General features: G+C 69.8%; 18 protein-coding genes. 17 read left to right on the plus strand and 1 reads right to left on the minus strand.

Annotated elements, in window-relative coordinates; translation table 11 throughout:
• The first annotated feature begins 144 nt into the window (after nt 1-144).
• The 15 genes from ABD262_RS03700 (at nt 145) to ispG (ending at nt 16,593) form a co-directional block, all read left to right on the plus strand.
• Nucleotides 145-1,602, plus strand: a complete 1,458-nt coding sequence (locus tag ABD262_RS03700) for a gamma-aminobutyraldehyde dehydrogenase (RefSeq protein ID WP_344131324.1) — start codon at nt 145-147, stop codon at nt 1,600-1,602.
• Between the two features lie 87 nt (nt 1,603-1,689).
• Nucleotides 1,690-2,940 (plus strand): ABC transporter substrate-binding protein, encoded by a 1,251-nt coding sequence (locus tag ABD262_RS03705; protein ID WP_344131327.1) that lies wholly within the window; start codon nt 1,690-1,692, stop codon nt 2,938-2,940.
• A complete protein-coding gene (locus ABD262_RS03710; RefSeq protein WP_344131330.1) occupies nt 2,940-4,175 on the plus strand; it encodes an ABC transporter ATP-binding protein in 1,236 nt (411 codons plus the stop codon). The genes ABD262_RS03705 and ABD262_RS03710 overlap by 1 nt, the downstream gene beginning before the upstream one ends.
• Nucleotides 4,172-5,089: an ABC transporter permease gene (locus tag ABD262_RS03715; RefSeq protein ID WP_344131333.1), complete on the plus strand. Its 918-nt coding sequence runs from the start codon at nt 4,172-4,174 to the stop codon at nt 5,087-5,089. Before ABD262_RS03710 ends, ABD262_RS03715 begins: the two co-directional genes overlap by 4 nt.
• A gap of 29 nt (nt 5,090-5,118) precedes the next feature.
• Complete coding sequence (locus ABD262_RS03720) at nt 5,119-5,964, plus strand: ABC transporter permease (protein WP_425564828.1); 846 nt, start codon at nt 5,119-5,121, stop codon at nt 5,962-5,964.
• 22 nt (nt 5,965-5,986) lie between these two features.
• Complete coding sequence (locus tag ABD262_RS03725; protein WP_344131340.1) at nt 5,987-7,261, plus strand: saccharopine dehydrogenase family protein; 1,275 nt, start codon at nt 5,987-5,989, stop codon at nt 7,259-7,261.
• 34 nt (nt 7,262-7,295) lie between these two features.
• A complete protein-coding gene (gene speB / locus ABD262_RS03730) occupies nt 7,296-8,399 on the plus strand; it encodes an agmatinase (protein WP_344131343.1) in 1,104 nt (367 codons plus the stop codon).
• Nucleotides 8,399-9,859 carry an NAD-dependent succinate-semialdehyde dehydrogenase gene (locus tag ABD262_RS03735; protein WP_344131346.1) on the plus strand — a complete coding sequence of 487 codons (1,461 nt, stop codon included), beginning with the start codon at nt 8,399-8,401 and terminating at the stop codon, nt 9,857-9,859. Before speB ends, ABD262_RS03735 begins: the two co-directional genes overlap by 1 nt.
• 82 nt (nt 9,860-9,941) lie before the next feature.
• On the plus strand, nt 9,942-11,033 hold the full coding sequence (locus ABD262_RS03740; protein WP_344131349.1) for a DnaB-like helicase C-terminal domain-containing protein: 1,092 nt from the start codon (nt 9,942-9,944) through the stop codon (nt 11,031-11,033).
• Between the two features lie 213 nt (nt 11,034-11,246).
• Nucleotides 11,247-11,732, plus strand: a complete 486-nt coding sequence (locus tag ABD262_RS03745) for a guanyl-specific ribonuclease (RefSeq protein WP_344131352.1) — start codon at nt 11,247-11,249, stop codon at nt 11,730-11,732.
• Nucleotides 11,729-12,085 carry a barstar family protein gene (locus tag ABD262_RS03750; RefSeq protein ID WP_344131355.1) on the plus strand — a complete coding sequence of 119 codons (357 nt, stop codon included), beginning with the start codon at nt 11,729-11,731 and terminating at the stop codon, nt 12,083-12,085. The genes ABD262_RS03745 and ABD262_RS03750 overlap by 4 nt, the downstream gene beginning before the upstream one ends.
• Before the next feature lie 21 nt (nt 12,086-12,106).
• Nucleotides 12,107-12,760, plus strand: a complete 654-nt coding sequence (locus ABD262_RS03755) for a Pr6Pr family membrane protein (RefSeq protein ID WP_344131358.1) — start codon at nt 12,107-12,109, stop codon at nt 12,758-12,760.
• Nucleotides 12,757-14,028, plus strand: a complete 1,272-nt coding sequence (gene dxr / locus ABD262_RS03760; protein ID WP_344131361.1) for a 1-deoxy-D-xylulose-5-phosphate reductoisomerase — start codon at nt 12,757-12,759, stop codon at nt 14,026-14,028. The genes ABD262_RS03755 and dxr overlap by 4 nt, the downstream gene beginning before the upstream one ends.
• Nucleotides 14,025-15,380, plus strand: a complete 1,356-nt coding sequence (locus ABD262_RS03765) for a M50 family metallopeptidase (RefSeq protein WP_344131364.1) — start codon at nt 14,025-14,027, stop codon at nt 15,378-15,380. The genes dxr and ABD262_RS03765 overlap by 4 nt, the downstream gene beginning before the upstream one ends.
• Nucleotides 15,381-15,432: 52 nt before the next feature.
• Entirely contained in the window at nt 15,433-16,593 is a 1,161-nt protein-coding gene (gene ispG, locus ABD262_RS03770) for a flavodoxin-dependent (E)-4-hydroxy-3-methylbut-2-enyl-diphosphate synthase (RefSeq protein ID WP_344131367.1), read from the plus strand.
• 82 nt (nt 16,594-16,675) lie between these two features.
• Here ispG and ABD262_RS03775 read toward each other — a convergent pair whose 3' ends face one another.
• Nucleotides 16,676-18,040, minus strand: a complete 1,365-nt coding sequence (locus ABD262_RS03775) for an HNH endonuclease signature motif containing protein (RefSeq protein ID WP_344131370.1) — start codon at nt 18,038-18,040, stop codon at nt 16,676-16,678.
• Nucleotides 18,041-18,299: 259 nt separating this feature from the next.
• On the opposite strand from ABD262_RS03775, the gene ABD262_RS03780 reads away from it, so the two are divergent.
• Together ABD262_RS03780 and ABD262_RS03785 are read left to right on the plus strand one after the other, a co-directional pair.
• Nucleotides 18,300-19,145 carry a GNAT family N-acetyltransferase gene (locus tag ABD262_RS03780; protein WP_344131373.1) on the plus strand — a complete coding sequence of 282 codons (846 nt, stop codon included), beginning with the start codon at nt 18,300-18,302 and terminating at the stop codon, nt 19,143-19,145.
• Between the two features lie 24 nt (nt 19,146-19,169).
• Nucleotides 19,170-19,397, plus strand: coding sequence for a hypothetical protein (locus tag ABD262_RS03785; protein ID WP_344131376.1), 228 nt, complete (start codon nt 19,170-19,172; stop codon nt 19,395-19,397).
• The last annotated feature ends 65 nt before the right edge of the window (nt 19,398-19,462 follow it).

Below are 19,462 nucleotides of genomic sequence, written 5' to 3' on the forward strand. Positions count from 1 at the left end.
CCCACCACGACGGAATCAGTCGCACCCGGTCGTATTCGACAGCGTTTTCCGTATCTTCGCGGCCAGAACCTATTGAAATCCATCGTCGGGCGGCTACAGTGCCAGACACCGGAATCAGTACCCGATCCGCATTGGAGCACATCAGTGACTGCCACGTCCGCGGGCCCCCGCGTCCTGCGCAACTTCATCAACGGCGAGTACGTGGAGGCGCAGACCGATGCGACCACCGACCTCGTCAGCCCCGTCACCGCCCAGGTCGTCGCGAAGGCCCCGGTCTCCACCGCAGCCGACGTCGACGCCGCCTACTCCTCGGCCAGCAAGGCGTTCGCCGAGTGGGGGCAGACGACCCCGAGCGAGCGCCAGCAGGCCCTCCTCAAGTTCGCGGACGCGATCGAGAAGCGGGCCGACGAGTTCGTCAAGCTCGAGGCCGAGAACACCGGCAAGCCGTGGGCCCTCACGGCCTCCGAGGAGGTCCCGCCGATGGTGGACCAGCTTCGGTTCTTCGCCGGCGCGGCCCGCGTGCTCGAGGGGCGTGCGGCGGGGGAGTACATGAAGGGGCACACGAGCTGGGTCCGGCGTGAGCCGATCGGCGTCGTGGGGCAGGTGACTCCGTGGAACTACCCGATGATGATGGCGGTCTGGAAGATCGGTCCGGCCCTCGCCGCCGGCAACACGATCGTGCTCAAGCCGTCGGACACGACGCCCGAGACGACCCTGCTGATGGCCGAGATCGCCTCCGAGTTCATGCCCCCGGGCACGTTCAACGTCGTCACCGGTGATCGCGAGACCGGCCGTGCGGTCGTCGAGCACAAGACGCCCGCCCTGGTCGCCATCACCGGCTCCGTGCGGGCCGGCATGCAGGTCGCCGAGAGTGCCAGCCGCGACCTCAAGCGGGTCCACCTCGAGCTCGGCGGCAAGGCGCCCGTCATCGTGTTCGACGACGCCGACATCGAGGCCGCCGTCGAGGGCATCGCGGTCGCCGGCTACTTCAACGCCGGCCAGGACTGCACCGCGGCGACGCGGGTGCTGGCCGCCCCCCACATCCACGACGACTTCGTGGCCGCCCTCGGCGAGTACGCCAAGAACTCGGCGAAGGTCGGTCTGCCGGACGACGAGGACGCACTGCTCGGGCCGGTCAACAACCGCAACCAGCTGGAGCGCGTGCTGGGCTTCCTCTCACGGCTGCCCGACCACGCCTCCATCGCCGCAGGCGGCCACCGCCTCGACGCGCTGGGCGACGGGTTCTTCCTCGAGCCCACCGTGCTGTCCGGCCTGGAGCAGGACGACGAGGCGATCCAGGACGAGATCTTCGGTCCGGTCATCACCGTGCAGCGGTTCACCGACGAGGCCGAGGCGATCGCCTGGGCCAACGGCGTCGACTACGGGCTGGCCTCCAGTGTCTGGACCAAGGACTTCGGCCGCGCGATGAGGGTCTCGAAGGCCCTTGACTTCGGCTGCGTCTGGATCAACACGCACATCCCGATCGTCGCCGAGATGCCCCACGGCGGCTTCAAGAAGTCCGGCTACGGCAAGGACCTCTCGATGTACGGCTTCGAGGACTACACCCGCATCAAGCACGTCATGGCCAACATCGACAGCTGACCGCCGCCCCGGGCGCCCCCCTGAGCCCGGACAGCCCCGACCCGGCGGCTCCCCGCCGTCCGGCCCGACCCTGCAAAGCGAGCGCCCATGCAGCCCCTCCGTCCCCCCACCGACCCGGTCGCCCGGGGCCTCATCCGTGCCGCGCGGGCCTCGGCCAGCGGTCGTTCCGTGACCAGGCGGTCACTGCTGGGCGCCACACTCCTCGGGGGTGCGGCCTCCGCACTGGCCGGCTGCGCCCCACCGGCCCCGCCGGCCGGGGGCGGCACGGCGAAGCTGAAGCTGCCCACCGACGTCTCCGACACCGACAAGGTCGTCCGGTGGGCGAACTGGACGGCCTACCTCGACTACGACGAGGACACCAAGAAGTACCCGACGCTCGAGGCCTTCATCAAGAAGACGGGCATCCAGGCGACGTACTCCGAGGACATCGACGACAACGACACCTACTTCAACAAGATCGCCCCGCAGCTGCGGGCCAAGCAGGACATCGGTCGGGACATCTTCACCTTCACCGACTGGATGGCCAACCGGATCATCCGTGACCAGCTGTGCCAGCCGCTGGAGCTGATCCGGATGCCCCACGCCGCGAACCTCCTCGACTCGCTCAAGGACGTGTCGTTCGACCCGGGTCGGCAGTACTCCCTCACCTGGCAGAGCGGCTTCGCCGGCATCGGCTACGACCGCTCGAAGGTGGGCCGCGACCTCAAGACCCTCGACGACCTGTGGGCCGACGACCTCAAGGGCAAGATCGTGGTGCTCAGCGAGTTCCGCGACACACTCGGCCTGATCATGCTGCACCAGGGCGTCGACATCTCCGCCGGCTTCGGCAAGACGCAGTTCGAGGCGGCAGTGGCCGAGATCGACAAGCGGATCAGCGACGGCTACATCCGCCGGGTCAAGGGCAACTCGTACATCGAGGACCTCAAGTCCGGCAACGCCATCGCCGGGATCGTCTGGAGCGGTGACCTGTTCATCCTCCGGGCCGAGACCGAGAACGACAACTGGCAGTTCGTCATCCCCGAGTCCGGGGGCACCCTCTGGAGCGACAACATGATGGTGCCGATCACGTCCACCCACCGCAAGAACGCGATGAAGATCATGGACTACTACTACCAACCGGACGTCGCGGCCCAGGTCGCGGCATGGGTCAACTACGTGTGTCCGGTGCAGGGCGCCCAGGCCGAGATGGAGAAGATCGACCCCGACCTCGCCGAGAGTCCGTTCATCTTCCCCAGCGAGTCCTACATCAAGGAACACAACATCAAGGGATTCCGAGCGCTCAACCCGCAGGAGGACCAGGACTACAGCGCCGCGTGGGCAAAGGTGGTGGGCAACTGATGAGCATGTTCTCCAACAAAGGCAACGGCTCCAAGAGTGATGGCAGCTCCAACGGAGGCGATGGAGCCAACGGTGCCAAGGGTTTCCGCGAGGCCAAGGGCAACCTGTCCCTTCACTCCGTGACCAAGGAGTTCGGCGACTTCAAGGCCGTCGACGACCTCACCCTCGAGGTCGCGCGCGGATCGTTCTTCGCCCTGCTGGGTCCGTCGGGCTGTGGCAAGACGACCACCCTGCGCATGGTGGCCGGCCTCGAGCAGCCCACCCGGGGGCGGATCCGGATCGGCGACACCGACCTGACCGGGTCGCGTCCCTACGAGCGGCCGGTCAACACCGTGTTCCAGAGCTACGCGCTCTTCCCGCACCTCAGCATCATCGACAACGTCGCGTTCGGGCCGAAGCGCCGGGGCGCGAGCGACGCCTCCAAGCTCGCCGCCGACGCGCTCGAGCTGGTCCAGATGACACACCTCGCGAACCGCAAGCCCAGCCAGCTCTCGGGTGGGCAGCAGCAGCGCGTGGCTGTCGCCCGGGCCCTGGTCAACCGTCCGGAGGTGCTCCTGCTCGACGAGCCGCTCGGTGCCCTCGACCTCAAGCTGCGCCGCCAGATGCAGGTGGAGCTCAAGCGGATCCAGACCGAGGTCGGGCTGACCTTCATCCACGTCACCCACGACCAGGAGGAGGCCATGACCATGGCCGACACCGTGGCCGTGATGAACCTCGGCCGGATCGAGCAGCTCGGCCACCCCGAGGTGCTCTACGACCTCCCGAAGACCACCTTCGTGGCGAACTTCCTCGGCCAGTCCAACCTCGGCACGGGGCAGGTCACCGGCACGGACGGCGACAACCTCGTCGTGGAGGTCGCCGGCACGACGGTGCGCATCCCCAAGGCCCGCTCCACCGTCAGTGACGGGCCGATCACCTTCGGCGTGCGGCCCGAGAAGGTCCGCATCACCGACCACCGCCCCGAGGGCGCCGGCAACGACGTCAAGGCGAAGGTCGTCGACGTCAGCTTCACGGGCGTCGCCACGCAGTTCCTCGTGACGGTGCCCTCGGGTGCCACGTGGGGTGTCTACGAGCAGAACCTCGACGTCGACCGCAACACCCTGCGCCCGGGCGACGACGTCTGGCTCGAGTGGGACTCCGGCCACGCGTTCGGTGTCCCGGTCGACGAGGCCGGGGCCGCGGCCGCCGCCGCGGCCGTGGACGACGCCGCCGTCCAGCCGGTGGCCGCGTCGTGACCGCCGGCGTCGCGCACGTGGCGGGCGCCGGGGGCGGCCACCTCGACCCCGCGCAGGACCCCGCTCGCAAGGGCTCGCGGACCGCCTACCTGCTGCTCATCCCGGGTGGCCTGTGGTTGCTGATCTTCTTCGTCCTGCCGCTGGTCCAGCTGTTCACGGTGTCGCTCCAGTCCGGCTTCCCCGGGTTCCCCGGCTACTACTACCGCGACGTCAACGTCGGCAACTACGGCACCGCCCTCACCGACTTCGCGGCGCACTTCGGGCGCTCCCTGCTGTATGCCGGTCTGGCCACCCTCTTCGCGTTCATCCTCGCCTACCCGCTCGCCTATGCCATGGCGTTCAAGGCCGGACGCTGGCGCAACGTGATGATGATCTGTGTCATCGCGCCGTTCTTCACCTCGTTCATCCTGCGCACCATCGCGTGGCGCCAGATCCTGGCCGACAACGGCCCGGTCGCCGACACCCTCAAGTTCCTGCACCTGCTGCCGGGCGGTCGGATCACCGAGACGTGGATGGCCGTGGTCGCGGGTCTCACCTACAACTTCCTGCCGTTCATGGTGCTGCCGATCTACGCGTCCCTCGAGCGGGCTGACGCACGGGTCATCGAGGCAGGGGGAGACCTCTACGCCAACGGGTTCACCACCTTCCGCACGGTGACCCTGCCGATGTCCATGCCGGGCGTCATCGCGGGCACCCTGCTCACGTTCATCCCGGCCGCCGGCGACTACGTCAACGCCGAGCTCCTGGGCTCCGACCGGAGCACCAAGATGGTCGGCAACGTCATCGAGAGCCAGTTCTTCAAGGTGCTCGGAGGCTTCCCGGTCGCGGCTGCCCTGTCGTTCACCCTCATGGCGATGATCCTCGCGATGGTCTTCATCTACATACGCAAGTTCGGGACGGAGGACCTCCTGTGAGCACCACCTCCGCAGCCGAGGCCAGCCGCATGGGTGAGGACACGGCATACGAGCCGCCGGCCTGGCACCGCGTGAAGACCTGGCTCGCGAACCGGTTCTCGATCATCTCCGCGATCGTGGTGCTGCTCTACCTGTTCGTGCCGGTGGCCTACACCTTCGCCTTCTCCTTCAACGACTACCGCAAGTCGAACATCGTCTGGAACTCGGCGGCCGGTCCGACGCTGAAGCACTGGAAGGACCCCTGCGGGGCGCCCGGAGTGTGCGAGGCGCTGGTGACCTCGATCAAGGTCGGCGGGCTGGCCACCCTGGTGGCGACGGTCCTCGGCACGATGCTGGCGTTCGCCCTGGTGCGACACCGCTTCCGGGGTCGCGCGACCAGCAACGTGCTGATCTTCATCCCGATGGCCACTCCCGAGATCGTCCTCGGCGCGAGCCTGCTGACGATCTTCGTGCAGGGCTTCTCGCGGTTCGGCCTGAAGCTGGGGTTCTGGACGATCGTGATCGCCCACATCATGTTCTGCATCAGCTTCGTCGTCGTCACCGTGAAGGCACGACTGCAGAGCCTGGACCCGCGCCTCGAGGAGGCAGCCCAGGACCTGTATGCCGGGCCGGGCGGCACGTTCTGGCGGGTCACCTTCCCGCTCGTGCTGCCGGGCATCGTGTCGGCCGCCCTGCTGTCCTTCTCGTTGTCCTTCGACGACTTCATCATCACGAACTTCGTCTCGGGCGACACCACGACGTTCCCGAAGTTCGTGTACGTGTCCTACCTGCGTGGAATCCCCGCCCAGGCCAACGTCATCGGCTTCTCGATGTTCGTCATCGCCGTCCTGCTCGTGGTGGTTGGCCAGCTCATCGGGAACGCCCGGAAACGGTGACACCTTGAACAGACAGGACCCCATGCGCATCCTCATGATCGGCGCGGGTGGTGTCGGCGACGCTGCCGCGCGCATCGCCGTGGAGCGTGACTTCTTCGAGCAGTGGGTGGTCGCCGACTACGACCTTGGCCGGGCTCGCGCGACGGTCGACGCAGCGAAGGCCCGTCGGGCCGGAGAGGGCCGGTTCGTCGCGGCGCAGGTCGACGCCTCCGACGAGGCGGCGGTGGCGGCGCTGGCTCGCGAGCACGGGTCGACCCACGTCTTCAACGCCGTGGACCCACGGTTCGTGATGCCGATCTTCCGGGGCGCCCTGGCGGCGGGCGCCGGGTACCTCGACATGGCGATGAGCCTCTCGCGGCGGCACCCCGACGAGCCGTACGCCAAGGTGGGCGTCAAGCTCGGTGACGAGCAGTTCGCGATGGCCTCGCGGTGGGAGGAGTCGGGTCAGCTGGCGCTGCTCGGCATGGGCGTCGAGCCCGGGCTGTCCGACGTGTTCGCCCGGTACGCCTCGGACCACCTGTTCTCGAGCATCGACGAGCTCGGCACGCGGGACGGCGCCAACCTCGCGGTCTACGACGAGGACGGCAACGAGACCTTCGCCCCGGGGTTCTCGATGTGGACGATCATCGAGGAGTGCCTCAACCCGCCGGTCGTGTGGGAGAAGGCCAAGGCCACCGCCGGGGGCGGGGTCGAAGCGGGCTTCTTCACGCTGCCCGCGTTCAGCGAGCCGGAGGTGTTCGAGTTCCCGGAGGGCATCGGCCCGGTGGAGTGCGTGCACGTCGAGCACGAGGAAGTGCTGCTGATGCCGCGCTGGCTGGACGCAGAGCGGGTCACCTTCAAGTACGGCCTCGGCGACGAGCTGATCACCATCCTGCGCACCCTGCACACGCTCGGCCTCGACGCGACCGACCCGGTGCGCGTGAAGGGCGTGGAGGTGTCGCCCCGCGATGTCGTCGCGGCGGTCCTGCCGGACCCGGCCACCATCGGGCCGCGGATGAAGGGCAAGACCTGCGCTGGCGTCTTCGTCACGGGCACCGGCAAGGACGGCCAGCCCCGCCAGACCTACCTGTTCCACGTGTCCGACAACGAGGAGACCATGGCGGAGTACGGCGCGCAGTGCGTCGTGTGGCAGACCGCCGTCAACCCGGTCGTCGCCCTCGAGCTCCTGGCGACCGGAGCCTGGAGTGGTCGCGGCGTGCTGGGACCGGAGGCGTTCGACGCGCAGCCCTTCCTCGACCTGCTCGCGGCCCCCAAGCCGCAGGGCTATGGCTCGCCCTGGGGCCTGGAAGACCGCTGATTCCTATGGCCCACAACGGGACTAGGTTGGTTCCATGACGAGATACGGCCAGCAGTACGGCCCCGACTTCACCTTCCTCGGCGTGGACCGCTGCGACCTCGACGACGAGGCGACGTATGCCGGGGCCGACGTGGTCATCCTCGGTGCGCCGTTCGACGGGGGGACCTCCCACCGGCCTGGCACGCGGTTCGGTCCGCAGGCGATCCGGATGACCGACTACCTGCCGCACGACGGCTCGCGCCCTTCGCTCGCCCTGCGCACCGACGGACTGGTCGACCTCAGGGTGGTCGACGCGGGCGACGTCGAGATGTACTCCGGCGACATCGAGCGGTCGCTGCCGAAGCTCGAGGCCGCCGTCGAGCGCGTGACCCGGGCGGGCGCCATACCGGTGGTCCTCGGAGGTGACCACTCGATCGCGTTCCCGGACGCCAAGGGGGTCGCCAACGTCCTCGGCCACGGGCGGGTGTCGATGATCCACTTCGACGCCCACGCCGACACCGGCGACATCGAGTTCGGCTCGCTCTGGGGACACGGGCAGCCGATGCGCCGGCTCATCGAGTCGGGGGCCCTGCGCGGCGACCGGTTCCTGCAGATCGGGCTGCGCGGGTACTGGCCACCGCCCGAGACCCTCGACTGGATGGCCGGGCAGCAGATGCGGTCGTTCGAGATGACCGAGATCGTGCACCGCGGCCTCGACGAGGTGCTCACCGAGGCCTTCACGATCGCCACCGACGAGTGCGAGGGCGTCTTCCTCTCGGTGGACATCGACGTGTGCGACCCCGGGCACGCGCCCGGCACCGGCACCCCGGAACCGGGCGGCCTGTCGGCCCGACAGCTGCTCGACGCGGTCCGGCGGATCTGCCTGGAGCTCCCGGTGGTGGGGGTGGACGTCGTCGAGGTCAGCCCGCCCTACGACCACGCAGACATCACGGCCGCCCTGGCGAACCGCGTCGTCCTCGAGGCGCTCTCGGCGATCGCCCGCAAGCGTCAGGACGAGCGGGACGGCACGCGATGGGATCCCTCGCAGCCGCTGCTCTCGGGGCGCAACGGCGCCATCCCGCAGGGCCACATCCCGCACCAGCACACCCACCAGACACACGACCAGCCGCTCGACAACCCACCGGAGGAACAGGGCTGATGGCCACCACGCAGAAGTCCCTCATCGACTCGGTCCCCAAGGGACTGCTCATCGGCGGCACGTGGCGTGACGCCACCGGGGGTACCACCCTGGCCGTCGAGGACCCCTCGAGCGGCAGCACGCTGACGCACGTGGCCGACGCCAGCGTCGCCGACGGCAAGGCCGCCCTGGACGCGGCCGTCGCGGCGCAGGCGGAGTGGGCCGCGACGCCGCCGCGTGACCGCGGCGAGATCCTGCGGTCGGCCTTCGAGCTGATCACCGAGCGGGCCGAGGACTTCGCCACCTTGATGACCCTCGAGATGGGCAAGACGCTGGCCGAGTCACGGGGCGAGGTGACCTACGGCGCGGAGTTCTTCCGGTGGTTCTCCGAGGAGGCAGTGCGCATCCACGGCCGGTGGTCCACCGCACCGAACGGCGCGACGCGACTGCTGACCATGAAGAAGCCGGTCGGTCCCACGCTGATGATCACCCCGTGGAACTTCCCGCTGGCCATGGGCACCCGCAAGATCGGCCCGGCCATCGCCGCCGGCTGCACGATGGTCGTCAAGCCGGCCAGCCAGACCCCGCTGACGATGCTGGCGCTGGCCGAGCTGCTGCAGGAGTGCGGGCTGCCCGCCGGCGTGCTGAACGTCGTGACGACGTCCCACACCGGTGACGTGATGGAGCCCCTGATCCGCGACCCGCGGCTGCGCAAGCTCACCTTCACCGGTTCGACGGCGATCGGTCGCAAGCTGGTGGAGCAGTCGGCCGAGCAGCTCCTGCGGGTCTCGATGGAGCTCGGCGGCAACGCGCCGTTCATCGTCTTCGAGGACGCCGACCTCGACCGCGCCGTCGACGGCGCCATGCTCGCCAAGATGCGCAACATCGGGGAGGCCTGCACTGCGGCCAACCGGTTCTTCGTGCACGAGAGCGTCGCCGACCAGTTCGCGACGAAGTTCGCCGCCCGCATGAGCGCACTGACCCTCGGCAAGGGCACCAAGAAGGGTGTCGACGTCGGCCCGCTGATCGACGCCAAGGCGCGTGACGGGGTGAGCGAGCTCGTCGAGGACGCCAAGGCCAAGGGTGCGACGGTGGTCACCGGCGGCGGACAGGTCAAGGGCCGCGGCTACTTCTTCGAGCCCACCGTCATCACCGGGGTCCCGATGAGCGCCCGCGTCATGAGCGAGGAGATCTTCGGGCCGGTGGCACCGATCACGACCTTCCGCACCGAGGGCGAGGCGGTGACCAAGGCGAACAGCACCGAGTTCGGCCTGGCCTCGTATGTCTTCACCAACGACCTCAGCCGGGTGATCCGCGTCAGCGAGGCACTCGAGTACGGGATGATCGGGATCAACCAGGGGATCATCTCCAACCCGGCTGCCCCGTTCGGCGGGGTGAAGGCCTCCGGCTTCGGCCGGGAGGGCGGCTTCGAGGGGATCGACGAGTACCTCGAGACGACGTATGTCGGAATTGCCCCGTAACGACGGGCCGATTGGTCATCCGTTCGGATGCGAACCGCGTCAAACGCCCCACTGGAGGGCGTGGCGTTGTTGAATCGGTCACATGACCACGGACCCGGCCCCCGTCCTGTCGGTCGCGGACAGCATGTCGCCCCAGCCCGCGCCCGAACCCGAGGAGTTCGCCTCGCACTCACGCAACGTGGGGCGGCTGCGCTCCTTGAGCGATGTGCTCCTCGAGACGGACGAGAAGCTCCGCCTCGGCGAGACGGCCGGGGCCCGGGTCTGGCCGACCGGCTTCGAGGCCCTCGACCTGGCGCTGACCGGTGGGTTCCGCTCGGGTGAGCTCGTGCTCATCGGCGGGCCGCAGGGGCTCGGCAAGACCGCCATGGCGCTCCAGATGCTGCGCAACGCGGTCGCGGCCAACCGCAGCGCGGTGCTTTTCACCTACGAGCACGACGCCCACAGCATCCTCGAGCGGCTCATCGCCATCGAGGCCGGCGCCATCAAGGGCATCGAGGGCGTCGGGCTGACCAAGATCCGGGCCGGTTTCGAGGCCAGGCACAGCCGCGCCCGTTCGATGCGTGAACGCTTCGCCGACACCGTGGGCGGCGCCGAGGCCGTCGAGGCACTCGAGGGCTACGCCGACCGACTGCACGTGCACACCTCGAGCGGCATGCACACCACCATCGACGCCATCCGGGCGGCCGTGGCCGAGGTGGCCGCGTCCGACGGCCGGCCACCGCTGGTGCTCGTGGACTACCTCCAGAAGGTCCCCGTGCCGGGCGTGACCAACGAGGAGGACCGCATCTCGGTCGTCGTCGAGCGCCTCAAGGACATGTCGCTGGAGCTCGGCGTGCCGGTGGTCGCGATCGTCGCCGCCGACAAGTCCAGCCTCGTGGCCGGTCGTCGGATGCGGGTCAACGACCTGCGGGGGTCCTCGGCGCTGGCCTACGAGGCGGATGTCGTGCTGATCCTCAACGACAAGTACGACATCGTCGCCAAGCACCACCTCGTCTACCACCTCGGCAACGCCGAGCGGTTCCGTCACTGGGTCGTGATGTCGATCGAGAAGAACCGCAACGGCGCGGACCACCTCGAGCTGGAGTTCCAGAAGCGGTTCGAGCAGGGCCGGTTCGAACCCGAGGGCCGAGTCGTCGAGGAGCAGCTCATCGAGGAACGCGTCTACCAGCAGTGACCGACGCTGCGCAGCCCTCCTTCGGGGCGGTTGCCAGCCGTTCGACCCGCCCAGGCCACCCTTCCGACGCGCCCCCGGGCCAACCCTCCCGACCCCTCCCGACCAACCCTTCCGACGCCCCCGGCCAAGCCTCCCGACGCGTCCCAGCTAGCCCGACGGCTGTAGGACCGCTGCCGGGTGCAGGGTCGCAGACACCCCCCTAGGGTCGAACCCATGCCCGCTGACCAGCGCAGGACCACCAGGCTCGCGATGGTTCTGCTCGCCGTTGCGGTGGTGCTGGTGGTGTGGTGGTGGGCCGACCAGGACTCCCAGGCGCAGCCCCAGGACCGTGCCGGGGGAGGCTCGTCAGCCAGGTCGGCGCCGTCCACGGCAGCCACCGCCCCCACGGACGACAGCCGCCTGGCGAGGGTGCAGCTGGCCGACCTCCCGGCCGAGGCGCGGCGGACCCTCGACCTGATCGCGGCCGGCGGGCCCTACCCGTACTCGCGGGACGGGGTCGTCTTCCAGAACCGCGAGCGCCAGCTGCCGCGCAGGCCGGGTGGCTACTACCACGAGTACACCGTGCCCACGCCCGGGGAGGCCGACCGGGGAGCCAGACGGATCATCACCGGCCAGGGCGGCGAGCGCTTCTGGACCCCCGACCACTACACGACGTTCAGTGTCATCGTGCTCGACGCCCTCGCGGGAGGTGGCTCGTGATCCGTGTCCTGGGGCCGGAGGTGTCCATCGCCGAGGTGGTGCGTGAGGCGCAGCGGCACGGGGGAGAGGTGTCGGTCGTCCCCGCAGGGTCCACCAAGGCGGAGAGCATCGACCTGTTCGCCGAGGTGCTGGACTTCCCCGACTGGTTCGGCCGCAACCTCGACGCGCTCGCGGACTGCCTGCACGACTACGCCGAGGAGCCCAGCGAGGACGGCCTGACCCGCCACCTCGTCTGGGACGGAGTGGCGCAGCTGCGCCGCGACCACCCCGAGAGCTATGCGGACATCAGGAGCGTCCTGGACGAGGTCAGCGCCGACCACGACACGTTCGTCGTGACCGTGCTCGATCGCTGACCCTCCCGCTACGGTGAGCCGGTGAGGCCCACCACCGCCCGAGCCGTCCATGGCGTCGTCGCGGTCGTCACGGCCGTCGCCGTCCTGTGGCAGCTCGCCCTGATCGTGAACGGGGAAGCCGTCCTCAACGAGACCGCGCGCCCCGACCTCGCGGTGCGGCTCGCGCGCTTCGTGTCCTACTTCACCATCCTGTCCAACCTGCTCGTGCTCGGGTGCTCCGTGGTGCTGGCGGTCGACCCGCTGCACGACGGCCCGCGGTGGCGCCTGGTGAGGATGGCCACCATGGTCGGCATCACCGTGACGGGAGTCGTGCACTGGTTCCTCCTGCGGCCGCTGCTCGACCTCTCCGGCGGCAGCTACGTCGTCGACAAGCTCCTGCACGTCGTCGTCCCGGTGCTGGCCCTGGTCGCCTGGGTGGTGGCTGGGCCACGGGGGCAGGCGGCTCGACCCCAGGTGCTCGGCGCACTGGCGTGGCCCCTGCTCTGGGGAGCCCTCACCCTGGTCCGAGGTTCGGTCACGGGGTGGTGGCCCTACCCCTTCATCGATGTCGACGAGCTCGGCTGGGGGCGCGTCCTGCTGAACCTCCTCGGCGTCGCCGTCCTCTTCGGGGCGTGCGGGTTCGCCTTCGTGGCGGCCGACCGGACCCTGGCACGGCGGTCACCACGCTCCGCATGAGCGACAATGGGGCAGTGACCTCCCCGCGCACCGTTGCCGTCCTCGGCTCCACCGGCTCCATCGGCACCCAGGCCCTGGACGTCATCGCGCGCCACCCCGACCGCTTCCGGGTCGTCGCCCTGTCGGCCGGCTCCAACCTGGAGCTGGTCGCCGCACAGGCGGTCACCTTCGACGTCGAGCTCGTCGCCGTCGCGCGGGGCACCCACGAGCAGGTCGCCGAGGCCATCGGGGCGTATGCCGCGCGGGCCGGCCGCACGGCATACCGGCCCCAGGTCGTGGTCGGCGACGACGCCGCTGTCGTGGCGGCTCGATGCGGCGCGGACGTCGTGCTCAACGGGATCACCGGCGCCATCGGACTCCAGCCGACGCTGGCCGCGCTCGCCCAGGGCTCCACGCTCGCGCTGGCCAACAAGGAGTCCCTCATCGTCGGTGGACCGCTGGTCAAGGCAGCGGCTCGCCCCGACCAGATCGTGCCCGTCGACTCCGAGCACTCGGCCATCGCGCAGTCGTTGCGTGGCGGTCGGGCGTCGGAGGTGCGGCGGCTGGTGGTCACCGCGAGCGGCGGACCGTTTCGCGGACGGAGCCGCGAGTCGCTGCGCGACGTCGCGCCGGCCGACGCCTTGGCGCACCCGAACTTCTCGATGGGAAGGGTCATCACGACCAACTCGGCGACCCTGGTCAACAAGGGGCTCGAGGTGATCGAGGCACACCTGCTGTTCGACATCCCGTTCGACCGGATCGATGTCGTCGTGCACCCGCAGCAGATGATCCACTCGATGGTCGAGTTCGTCGACGGCTCGACCATCGCGCAGGCCGGCCCACCGCGGATGCTCGTGCCGATCGCGCTCGGGCTGTCGTGGCCTGACCGGCTGGCCGACGTCGATGTGCCGGTCGACTGGACACGGCCCCAGTCGTGGGACTTCGAGCCGCTCGACGACGAGGCGTTCCCGGCGGTGCGGCTCGCCCGCCAGGTGGGGGAGGCCGGCGGCACGTATCCCGCGGTCTACAACGCGGCCAACGAGGTCGCGGTCGACGCGTTCCACGACGGCGACCTCGGCTTCGTCGGGATCGTCGACACGGTCGCCCGAGTGGTCGAGGAACACGCGGCAGGCAGCGCTGCGGGGATCGAATCAGGGACACTGTCCGTTGAGGACGTGATGCGCGCCGATCGCTGGGCGCGCGACGAGGCACGGAAGGTGCTCGCTTTGCAGACTGGACGGATGACCGCGACACCGCTGGCGGCCACCGAGGGGGCGACCCGCCGATGACCGTGCTCCTCTACGTGCTCGGCGTGCTGTTCGTGGCCCTCGGGGTCGGCTTGTCGATCGGCCTGCACGAGATCGGACACCTGGTCCCGGCCAAGAAGTTCGGCGTCAAGGTGACGCAGTACATGGTCGGCTTCGGCCCGACGGTGTGGTCCACCCGCCGTGGTGAGACCGAGTACGGCCTCAAGGCCATCCCGCTCGGCGGCTACATCCGGATGATCGGCATGTTCCCGCCACGGCCGGGCGACCCCGATGGGACCATCCGCGTCTCCAGCACCGGACGGTTCAGCCAGCTCGCCGACGAGGCCCGCCAGCTGAGCCTCGAGGAGATCAAGCCGGGTGACGAGGACCGCGTCTTCTACAAGCTGTCCGTGCCCAAGAAGGTCATCGTCATGATGGGTGGCCCCGTCATGAACCTGGTCGTCGCGGTCGTCCTGCTGACCGGCCTCGTGACGCTCTACGGCCAGCAGGAGGTCAAGGACGGCGCCGTCGTCGCCTCGGTCAGCGAGTGCGTCGTGCCGGCCAGCCAGGCCGCCACCAAGACCACCTGCGCTCCGTCGGACCAGAAGACGCCCGCCTTCCTCGCCGGGATCAAGCCCGGCGACAAGATCGTGTCGGTCGCTGGTCAGCCGATCAAGCGCACTGTCGACGTGGGCAAGCTGATCCGCCCTCGCGTGGGGCAGACGGTGCCGATCGTCGTGCTGCGTGACGGCGCGGAGCAGACGCTGCAGGTCACGCCCATCCGGAACACCGTCCAGCAGGTCGGCCCTGACGGCACGCCCCTGGTCAACGCCGACGGCGAGCCCGTCGTGATGGACGCCGGCTTCGTCGGTGTCTCGTCGGCCCCGGTGACTGCGCTGGAACGGCAGTCCGTCGCGGTCGTGCCGGGCATCCTGGGCGAGCAGGTGCAGCACATCGCTGGAGTCCTGCTGCACATCCCGCAACGAATGACCGACGTCGCCCAGGCGGCCTTCGGCTCGGAGGCTCGGGATCCCAACGGACCGGTCTCCGTCGTCGGGGTCGGACGGATGGCCGGCGAGATCTCGTCGGGGTCGATCGATGGCCTCGACACCGCAGCGAAGATCGCGATCCTGGTCAACCTGATCGCCGGGCTCAACATCGCGCTGTTCGTCTTCAACCTGATCCCACTGCTGCCCCTGGACGGTGGTCACGTGGCCGGCGCGCTGTGGGAGGGCGTCAAGCGCACGGCGGCCCGCCTGCTCAAGCGCCCGGACCCCGGCCACGTCGACGTCGCCAAGGCCCTGCCGGTGGCGTATGCCGTGTCGTCGGTGCTCATCGTGATGTCCCTCCTGCTGATGTACGCCGACGTCGTCAAGCCCGTCAAGCTCGGCTGACCCGGCCACAGCCGGCGTCCGCGCCACCATCCCCTTGGGAGATACTGCAACCATGACTGTTGGACTCGGTATGCCGGCCCTGCCCCCGCCCGTCCTCGCGCCCCGGCGCAAGACCCGCAAGATCAAGGTCGGCAAGGTCGAGGTCGGCGGTGACGCGCCCATCTCCGTGCAGTCGATGTGCACGACCCCGACCACGGACATCAACTCCACGCTGCAGCAGATCGCCGAGCTGACGGCGTCCGGCTGCGACATCGTGCGGGTGGCGTGCCCGAGCCAGGACGACGCTGATGCGCTGCCGGCGATCGCCCGCAAGTCGCAGATCCCGGTGATCGCCGACATCCATTTCCAGCCGAAGTACGTCTTCGCCGCGATCGACGCCGGCTGCGCCGCGGTCCGGGTCAACCCGGGCAACATCCGCAAGTTCGACGACCAGGTCAAGCAGATCGCCGCCGCTGCAAAGGACGCCGGCGTCTCGATCCGGATCGGCGTCAACGCCGGCTCGCTCGACCCCCGCCTCATGGAGAAGTACGGCAAGGCGACGGCGGAGGCGCTCGTCGAGTCCGCGGTCTGGGAGGCCTCGCTCTTCGAGGAGCACGACTTCCACGACTTCAAGATCTCGGTCAAGCACAACGACCCCGTCGTCATGGTCAAGGCCTACGAGATGCTCTCCGAACGCGGTGACTGGCCCCTGCACCTGGGTGTCACCGAGGCGGGGCCGGCCTTCCAGGGCACGATCAAGTCGGCCACGGCCTTCGGGGCGCTGCTGTCCAAGGGCATCGGCGACACGATCCGGGTGTCCCTGTCCGCGCCGCCGGTCGAAGAGGTCAAGGTCGGCAACCAGATCCTCCAGTCGCTGAACCTCAAGCCGCGCAAGCTCGAGATCGTCTCGTGTCCCTCGTGCGGGCGTGCCCAGGTCGACGTCTACAAACTGGCCGACGAGGTCACCGCCGGACTCGAGGGCATGACCGTGCCGCTGCGAGTAGCCGTGATGGGCTGTGTCGTGAACGGACCGGGGGAGGCCCGCGAGGCCGATCTCGGGGTCGCGTCGGGCAACGGCAAGGGCCAGATCTTCGTCAAGGGCGAGGTCATCAAGACCGTCCCCGAGAGCCAGATCGTCGAGACGTTGATCGAGGAGGCCATGCGCATCGCCGAGGAGATGGGCGAACCCATCGACGAGGAGAGCGCGGGCGCGCCGTCGGTCACCGTCGGCTGACCCTGCAGCGGGGGCCTCCGGTCGGAGCCCTTCGCCGCACCTTCCCGAGCGGCGCTGCGCGACCGGGCCGGTGGCGCCCGACTCAGGCTGGCTCCTGGGCTGCTCGTCGGGCGAGGAGCTGGTCGTAGGAACCGAGGGTGAGGTCCCACGTGACGTGCTCGCCCGAGGGGTCGCAGACCAGCTGGCCGGCGAGCCGTCGGCTGTGCACGACGGTGTGGTGCCGTGAGCACAGCAGGGCGGCGTTGTCGAGGTCGGAAGCTCCGAAGTCGGCCCAGTGGACCAGGTGGTGGGCGTCCGCCCAGTGCGGCGGCATGGCGCAATCGGGGTAGGTGCAGCCGCCGTCACGCAACCACAGGCGTCTCGTCTGGGCGGCGGTGAAGAACCGCACTGCCCGACCCTGGTCCAGGATCTCGCCACCCGAGCCGAGCACCATGGGGACGATCGTGGCGTCGCAGGCGAGTCGGCGCACGGTGTCCGGACCGAGCTGGATCCCGGCATCCGAGCCGCCGAGGGTGCGCCCGGCGCCTCGGATCCCGCTGGACAGCGACTCCCAGTCCATCGCGACGACCAGCTGCGCCTTCGAGCTCGCTCCCAGACCCTCGCCGGCCGCCACCGCCCGGCGCACCAGCGTGACGAGCGCTTCGCCGCGGCGTTGGTCGGAGGTCCGCAGGTCGCGCTCGCCGGCGATGGGCCGGGGCGCGGACAACGGTCCCAGCGCCCCCTCGAGCACGGCCCGCCCCTCGGGGTCGAGGCTCAGGCGGTACTCGACGACGCCGGTGCCGTCCTCGATCGGCTGCGACAGGGCGACGAAGCGCTTGGCGTGGTCCTGCTCGAGCTGCAGCTGCCCGTCGCGGCCGTACTTCGCCAGGAGAGCGGGGCGGATCAGCCGGCACCCACGTGGACCGTGGTCGGCCGCCATCGCGATCAGGCCCTCCATGACGTGCGGCTCCGCGCCGGGCGCGAGCACCGGCCGCAGCCGGTCGGCCTCGAGCACCACCACGGCGGCCGACCGGACCGGCAGCCGCCCCGAGTCCACCGCCGTCCTGACTGCGGCGTTTGCAGGCTTGGTGAAGGACGCCGCCAGGGCGACCACCTGGCCGGCACCGCCGCCCCGGGTGGTCGGCGCATGGTGCCGCACCCACTGGGTCGCGGTCATCGCCGTGACCCCGCTGCTGGGCTCACCCCTGGCGATGGCCTCGGCGGTGACCGCCACCCGCGCGGCGTCACACGCGCCACCGAGGTCGTCGACCTGCCGCAGCAGCGCCGCCAGCCCGGTGGCCAAGGGCGCCCGGGTCTCTCCGAGGGCTTCCGCCCTGAGGCCGCGCCACGGGCCAGCCGGTGCGCCGGGGGAGTGCGCCTGCCAGAGCACCTCGTCCAGGACCCGCAGCGACTCGAGGGCAGCTGCGAACCGCTCCCGGTGCTCGGCGAGGGTGAGGTCTTCCTTCATGACCACCACGCTAGAGTCGGCCACCGACAGCGCCTCAGCGTGCCCGGATGTCCGAAACCCGTTGCAGCGCAACGGAACCACGCGGCATAAGCAGGTCAGGAGTCGAGTCCCACGACTGCTCCTGTGGAGGGTGGCGCCCGTCCGGTGGGGCCTGTGAATGACGTCGCAGGAACGGCGCAGATCCGGGACCCGGCCGCGCCGCGACCGGATCTGGGGACAATGGTGCGCAGATGGCGGCTGCACGACCTAGGCTGACGGGGTGCTGCGCACCCGAAACCCGGTCCACGCGCTGTCGCCCTCGGACCGCGACGCCGCGTTGGAGGTGTGCGCGCAGAACCTCCCGGCGAACGTCTTCGTGGCCGCCCGGCTCCTCGAGGGAGTCCTCAGCACCCAGCCCGGCACGGTGCTCGGTCACAAGGTCGGCGGCACGCTGGAGTCACTGTGCTGGTCGAGTGCGAACCTCGTCCCGGTGGAAGCCGACGACGAAGCCATCGGCTTCTTCGCCGACCGGGTCCGCCGGTGGCGCCGCCACTGCGCCTCGGTGCTCGGGCCTTCCGAGCAGGTGACCGAGTTGTGGCGTCTGCTCGAGCCTGCGTGGGGACCGGCCAGAGCCGTCCGCGCGCGGCAGCCGCTCATGAGCACCATGGACCGGCCATCCGCTCTCGGCCTCGAGCTCGACCAACGGGTCCGCCCCGCCACCGAGGCCGAGGTGGACCTCGTCATGCCCGCCGCCGCCCACATGTTCGAGGGCGAGATCGGCTACCCGCCCTACACCGGGTCGGGTGCGGCCTACCGCTCCGCGCTGCTGTCCCTCATCGACCGCGGCCACACGTTCGTCGCGATCGAGGACGGCGCCGTGATCTTCAAGGCCGACGTGGGATCGGTTGCGCTGGGCTGCGCCCAGCTGCAGGGAGTGTGGCTGGCTCCGCACCTGCGCGGCCACGGTTTCGCGGTGCCGCTGATGGCGTCGGTGGTGGAGCAGGTCATGGAGACCCGCGCCCGATGGGTCACGTTGTACGTCAACGACTTCAACGAGAGCGCTCGCGCGACGTATGCCCGGGTCGGGTTCGAGGACGTCGGCACGTTCTCGACCGTGCTGCTCTGACCGCGTCATGAGGAGAGCCAGCTGATGGACCCGGCCCTGGAGTCCGAGCCGAGACCGGACACGCCCGCGGCAGGCAACGCCCTGGTCTGGATGACCTTGTCGCTGTTCGCGTTCGGGGTCTTCCTCGTCACCATCCCCGGCCACGACCCGGCCGGTCGCGCCTGGCTGTGGATCGGGATCGTGCTGCTCGTCGTGGGTGGCATCTCGTCCGCGTTCGCCGTGCGGGCGAGGATCCGCCACCTGCGCGGCTGACCTCGCCCGGTGCGACCCCTCGGGCCGTTCGCGACGGCGCTGGCCGGACGCGCCGACCCGTAGCC

It is taken from the genome of Pedococcus bigeumensis (genome assembly GCF_039531795.1).
GTDB classification, from domain to species: Bacteria; Actinomycetota; Actinomycetes; order Actinomycetales; family Dermatophilaceae; genus Pedococcus; species Pedococcus bigeumensis.

Excerpts from the sequence above, each read along its gene's own strand:
- ABD262_RS03740 (WP_344131349.1), top strand. The coding sequence starts at position 9,942 with ATGACCACGGACCCGGCCCCCGTCCTGTCGGTCGCGGACAGCATGTCG.
- ABD262_RS03705 (WP_344131327.1), top strand. The coding sequence starts at position 1,690 with ATGCAGCCCCTCCGTCCCCCCACCGACCCGGTCGCCCGGGGCCTCATC.
- ABD262_RS03735 (WP_344131346.1), top strand. The coding sequence starts at position 8,399 with ATGGCCACCACGCAGAAGTCCCTCATCGACTCGGTCCCCAAGGGACTG.
- ABD262_RS03710 (WP_344131330.1), top strand. The coding sequence starts at position 2,940 with ATGAGCATGTTCTCCAACAAAGGCAACGGCTCCAAGAGTGATGGCAGC.
- ABD262_RS03785 (WP_344131376.1), top strand. The coding sequence starts at position 19,170 with ATGGACCCGGCCCTGGAGTCCGAGCCGAGACCGGACACGCCCGCGGCA.
- ABD262_RS03775 (WP_344131370.1), bottom strand. The coding sequence starts at position 18,040 with ATGAAGGAAGACCTCACCCTCGCCGAGCACCGGGAGCGGTTCGCAGCT.
- ABD262_RS03720 (WP_425564828.1), top strand. The coding sequence starts at position 5,119 with ATGGGTGAGGACACGGCATACGAGCCGCCGGCCTGGCACCGCGTGAAG.
- dxr (WP_344131361.1), top strand. The coding sequence starts at position 12,757 with ATGAGCGACAATGGGGCAGTGACCTCCCCGCGCACCGTTGCCGTCCTC.
- speB (WP_344131343.1), top strand. The coding sequence starts at position 7,296 with ATGACGAGATACGGCCAGCAGTACGGCCCCGACTTCACCTTCCTCGGC.
- ABD262_RS03745 (WP_344131352.1), top strand. The coding sequence starts at position 11,247 with ATGCCCGCTGACCAGCGCAGGACCACCAGGCTCGCGATGGTTCTGCTC.
- ispG (WP_344131367.1), top strand. The coding sequence starts at position 15,433 with ATGACTGTTGGACTCGGTATGCCGGCCCTGCCCCCGCCCGTCCTCGCG.
- ABD262_RS03725 (WP_344131340.1), top strand. The coding sequence starts at position 5,987 with ATGCGCATCCTCATGATCGGCGCGGGTGGTGTCGGCGACGCTGCCGCG.
- ABD262_RS03765 (WP_344131364.1), top strand. The coding sequence starts at position 14,025 with ATGACCGTGCTCCTCTACGTGCTCGGCGTGCTGTTCGTGGCCCTCGGG.